This is a genomic window from Paenibacillus plantiphilus, assembly GCF_927798095.1.
In the GTDB taxonomy this organism is placed as follows: Bacteria; Bacillota; Bacilli; order Paenibacillales; family Paenibacillaceae; genus Paenibacillus_Z; species Paenibacillus_Z plantiphilus.
This window is the reverse complement of sequence record NZ_CAKMMF010000059.1, coordinates 1-5,236: the sequence shown is the minus strand read 5'-3', so window position 1 is coordinate 5,236 and position 5,236 is coordinate 1. Positions and strand designations below refer to the sequence as shown.

The window sequence follows — 5,236 nt, the reverse complement described above, 5'->3', positions numbered from 1 at the left end:
ACGCAAGGCAATACATCTACGCCAGTGAAACCAGAGGAGAAGGAAAAAGGAACAACCACCTATTTCGATGGGATTCCGTTTAATAATGTGAGGGACATCGATGAGTATGAACGGATGTCGGTCGATAAAACGGAAGAATTCGTACTCAAATTAGCCGATCAGCTTACCTTTGTGAAGGAGAACGGGAAGTATGTGATTAAGTGTACGTACCCTAAAATCCCGGAAGCCTATGAGTGGTCGTTCGGGGCTCGGGTGTATTTTAAAAAAGGCGGCTACATTAGCTACAACCCTATCACAAATTTTAAAGAAAACCGGGTTCCAAATAGTGGAGTGTTTACAAAAGCTGTCCCAATATCAAGTTCCAGTGAAATAGAGTACTTCAATATTATTATGTCGGTTAGTCTTAAGAAGGATCTGGGTGGTCTACTAGACAAAGATACAGGCGCATTCAATATTGTGGTAGAACCCGGTGTTTCAAAAAGCGCGATTTATATTCCCCAATCTGGCGAATATCCGCAAGTAGAATATAAAGACTTTGATTTCAACAAAATGTTTCAATGGTAAATCAACAGAAGATAGGAAGGGGGAGTAAGATGAGACGTTTATTCAGGTTTCCCCTAGCTATGGTAATCATCGGGTTGTCTATTCTATGGATTCAGGGGGCCGCCGATTCAGGCCGCTTCTTCTATTAAACCGGAGGTATTGGTGGAAGGGGATCCTCACTCTGTCGCACAGCCGGTACATACAAGTCGGTTTAATCCCGGAATTGAACTCTGGCACTCATGGCTAAAGTCAATAAAGGATTATGCCAGGAGAATCCTATTTGTACGATGTATATGGCGTCCGACAATTCGCTAACATATGCAAAGACTGCAAAGGAGATTGAATCATGAAGAAGCTCAACATGTTAAAAATGGTGGTTGTAACACTCTTATTCAGCATGACCTTGATAGGCTCCATGCCTGTCGAAACCTCCGCTCTGAGTATGCCCTTGCGTGCGGTCGTGAATGGGGACCGGCTGTACTTTCCGGATGGCCAGCCATTCGTAGATAAACAGAGCCGGATACAGGTTCCGATCCGCTTTATTGCCGAAGCACTGGGGGTACAGGTGAGCTGGGATGGAAAAACGAAGAAAGCCTTGTTCCATTCGGGAACGACGAAAGTGACGTTAACGATCGGCAAGAAAGAATATGAAGTGAGCGACAAGAAATTAAATATGGATACGGTGGCGCTATTAAAGGATGGTCGCACCTATGTCCCGGCTAGATATGTAGCCGAGGCCTTCGGCGCAGCGGTTAAGTGGGAGCAGGTCATTCACACCGTCTATGTAACGACGCAAGGAAGTACATCTACGCCAGTGAAACCAGAGGAGAAGGAAAAAGGAACAACCACCTATTTCGATGGGATTCCATTTAATAATGTGAGGGACATCGATGAGTATGAACGGATGTCGGTCGATAAATCGGAAGAATTCGTGCTCAAATTAGCGGATCAGCTTACCTTTGTGAAGGAGAACGGGAAGTATGTGATTAAGTGTACGTACCCTAAAATCCCGGAAGCTTATGAGTGGTCATTAGGGGTTCGGGTGCATTTTAAAAAGGGTGGCTACATTAGTTACAGTCCTATTACTAATTTTAAGGAAAACCGGATTCCAAATAGTGGATCGTTTACAAAAGCTGTTCCGATATCTAATGCTAGTGAAGTGGAGTACTTTAATATTATTATGTCCGTTAGTCTAAAGAAGAGCCTTGGCGGTACGTTACCTCAAGAAACAGGTGCATTCAATATTGTGGCAGAACCGGGTGTTTCAAAAAGCGCGATTTATATTCCCCAATCTGGCGAATATCCGCAGGTGGCATATAAAGACTTTGATTTCAACAAAATGTTTCAATGGTAATCGAACAGAGGATCGAAAGGATGAGTGAGACGAGACATCTATTCAGGCTCGCCTTGGCTATGGTATTCATCGGTTTATTAATCCTGTGGATCCAGGGAGAGAGGGTTCATGCAGCTTCCATTAAGCCTGAAGTGTTGGTAGAGGGGATGAGCCTCCTCTCTTACAACCCATACATACAAGTCGGCTTAATCCCTGCATTGAACTCTGGCACTATAGTGGAGGGTATTGGAAATATGGCACGGACAAAACGATAACGGATAAGGAATTAGGAAAGAACCTGTACAATGCGGAGATAGTTTAGCTCATTTCTATTTATAAAGTCAATAAAGGATTACGCCAGGGAAATCCTATTTGTACGATGTGATGTGGCGTCCGACAATTCGTTAACATATGCAGGGACTGTAAAGGAGATTGAATCATGAAGAAGCTCAACATGTTAAAAATGGTGGTTGTAACACTTTTATTCAGCATGACCTTGATAGGCTCTATGCCTGTCGAAACCTCCGCTCTGAGTATGCCCTTGCGTGCGGTCGTGAATGGGGATCGGCTGTACTTTCCGGATGGCCAGCCATTCGTAGATGCACAGAACCGGATACAGGTTCCGATCCGCTTTATTGCCGAAGCACTGGGGGTACAGGTGAACTGGGATGGAAAAACGAAGAAAGCCTTGTTCCATTCGGGAACGACGAAAGTGACGTTAACGATCGGCAAGAAAGAATATGAAGTGAGCGACAAGAAATTAAATATGGACACGGTGGCGCTGTTAAAGGATGGCCGGACCTATGTCCCAGCTAGATATGTAGCGGAGGCCTTCGGCGCAGCGGTTAAGTGGGAGCAGGTCATTCGCACCGTCTATGTAACGACGCAAGGCAGTACATCTACGCCAGTGAAACCAGAGGAGAAGGAAAAAGGAACAACCACCTATTACGATGGGATTCCATTTAATAATGTGAGGGACATCGATGAGTATGAACGGATGTCGGTCGATAAATCGGAAGAATTCGTACTGAAATTAGCAGATCAGCTTACCTTTGTGAAGGAGAACGGGAAGTATGTGATTAAGTGTACGTATCCTAAGATTCCGGAAGCCTATGAGTGGTCTTTAGGGGTTCGAATTTATTTTAAAAAAGGCGGCTACAACAGTTACAGCGCTTTGACTAGTTTTAAGGAAAACCGCGTTCCGATTGACGGCTCGTTTACAAAAGCTGTCCCAATATCGAGTGCAAGTGAGGTGGAGTACTTCAATATTATTATGTCCGTTAGTCTAAAGAAAAAATTAGGTGGTTTATTAGATAAAGAAACGGGATCATTCAATATTGTGGTAGAACCCAGTGTTTCAAAAAGCGCGATTTATATTCCCCAATCCTCCAGATATCCGCAGGTGGAATATAAAGACTTTGATTTCAACAAAATGTTTCAATGGTAAAACAATAGAAGATAGTAAGGGGAAGTAAGATGAGACGTTTATTCAGGCTTTCCCAAGCTATGGTAATCATCGGGTTGTCTATTCTATGGATTCAGGGAGCGCGGATTCAGGCCGCTTCTTCTAATAAACCGGAGGTATTGGTAGAAGGGGAGCCTCCCTCTGTCTTACAGCCGGTACATACAAATCGGCTTAATCCCTTCATTGAACTCTGGCACTCATGGCTAAAGTCAATAAAGAATTATGCCAGGGAAATCCTATTTGTACGATGTGATGTGGCGTCCGACAATTCGTTAACATATGTAGGGACTGTAAAGGAGATTGAATCTTGAAAAAGCTCAACATGTTAAAAATGGTGGTTGTAACACTCTTATTCAGCATGACCTTGATAGGCTCCATGCCTGTCGAAACCTCCGCTCTGAGTATGCCTTTGCGTGCGGTCGTGAATGGGGATCGGCTGTACTTTCCGGATGGCCAGCCATTCGTAGATAAACAGAGCCGGATACAGGTTCCGATCCGCTTTATTGCCGAAGCACTGGGGGTACAGGTGAGCTGGGATGGAAAAACGAAGAAAGCCTTGTTCCATTCGGGAACGACGAAAGTGACGTTAACGATCGGCAAGAGAGAATATGAAGTGAGCGACAAGAAATTAAAGATGGACACGGTGGCGCTGTTAAAGGATGGCCGGACCTATGTCCCGGCAAGATATGTGGCCGAGGCCTTCGGCGCAGCGGTTAAGTGGGAGCATGTCATTCGCACCGTCTATGTAACGATGCAAGGCAATACATCTACGCCAGTGAAACCAGAGGAGAAGGAAAAAGGAACAACCACCTATTACGATGGGATTCCATTTAATAATGTGAGGGATATCGATGAGTATGAACGGATGTCGGTCGATAAAACGGAAGAATTCGTACTCAAATTAGCCAATCAGCTTACCTTTGTGAAGGAGAACGGGAAGTATGTGATTAAGTGTACGTACCCTAAAATCCCGGAAGCTTATGAGTGGTCGTTCGGGGCTCGGGTACATTTTAAAAAGGGCGGTTCCAAAAGCTACAGTGACGGGACTAATATTAAGGAAAACCGCATTCCGAATGACGGCTCGTTTACAAAAGTTGTCCCAATATCGAGCTCAAGTGAGGTGGAGTTCTTCAATATTATTATGTCGGTTAGTCTAAAGAAGGATCTGGGTGGTCTACTTGACAAAGATACAGGCGCATTCAATATTGTGGTTGAACCTGGTGTTTCAAAAAGCGCGATTTATATTCCCCAATCTGGAAAATATCCTCAAATAGAATATAAAGACTTTGATTTCAACAAAATGTTTCAATGGTAATCGAACAGAGGATCGAAAGGATGAGTGAGACGAGACATCTATTCAGGCTCGCCTTAGCTATGGTATTCATCGGTTTATTAATCCCGTGGATCCAGGGAGAGAGGGCTCATGCAGCTTCCATTAGCCTGAAGTGTTGGTAGAGGGGGATGAGCCTCCTCTCTTACAACCCATACATACAAGTCGGCTTAATCCCTGCATTGAACTCTGGCACTAAGTGGGGGGTATTGGAAATATGGAGCGGAAGGATTATGCCTGGGGAATCCTATTTGTACGATGTGATGTGGCGTCCGACAATTCGTTAACATATGCAGGGACTGCAAAGGAGATTGAATCATGAAGAAGCTCAACATGTTAAAAATGGTGGTTGTAACACTCTTATTCAGCATGACCTTGATAGGCTCCATGCCTGTCGAAACCTCCGCTCTGAGTATGCCCTTGCGTGCGGTCGTGAATGGGGACCGGCTGTACTTTCCGGATGGCCAGCCATTCGTAGATAAACAGAGCCGGATACAGGTTCCGATCCGCTTTATTGCCGAAGCACTGGGGGTACAGGTGAGCTGGGATGGAAAAACGAAGAAAG

Annotated in this window: 6 protein-coding genes; all 6 read left to right on the top strand. The window is 44.7% G+C overall.

The window, feature by feature from the left end; translation table 11 throughout:
- Window positions 1-564 (top strand): hypothetical protein (locus tag L6H65_RS26235; RefSeq protein ID WP_236347671.1); only part of this gene is annotated, 564 nt, incomplete at its 5' end.
- A 325-nt stretch (window positions 565-889) separates the two neighbouring features.
- On the top strand, window positions 890-1,897 hold the full coding sequence (locus L6H65_RS26230) for a copper amine oxidase N-terminal domain-containing protein (protein WP_236347668.1): 1,008 nt from the start codon (window positions 890-892) through the stop codon (window positions 1,895-1,897).
- Between the two features lie 20 nt (window positions 1,898-1,917).
- Window positions 1,918-2,151: a hypothetical protein gene (locus tag L6H65_RS26225; protein WP_236347665.1), complete on the top strand. Its 234-nt coding sequence runs from the start codon at window positions 1,918-1,920 to the stop codon at window positions 2,149-2,151.
- Window positions 2,152-2,315: 164 nt separating this feature from the next.
- Complete coding sequence (locus L6H65_RS26220) at window positions 2,316-3,323, top strand: copper amine oxidase N-terminal domain-containing protein (RefSeq protein WP_236347662.1); 1,008 nt, start codon at window positions 2,316-2,318, stop codon at window positions 3,321-3,323.
- Window positions 3,324-3,648: 325 nt separating this feature from the next.
- Window positions 3,649-4,656, top strand: coding sequence for a copper amine oxidase N-terminal domain-containing protein (locus tag L6H65_RS26215; protein ID WP_236347659.1), 1,008 nt, complete (start codon window positions 3,649-3,651; stop codon window positions 4,654-4,656).
- Window positions 4,657-4,989: 333 nt separating this feature from the next.
- Window positions 4,990-5,236: stalk domain-containing protein (locus L6H65_RS26210; RefSeq protein WP_236347657.1), on the top strand; the 247-nt coding region annotated here is incomplete at its 3' end.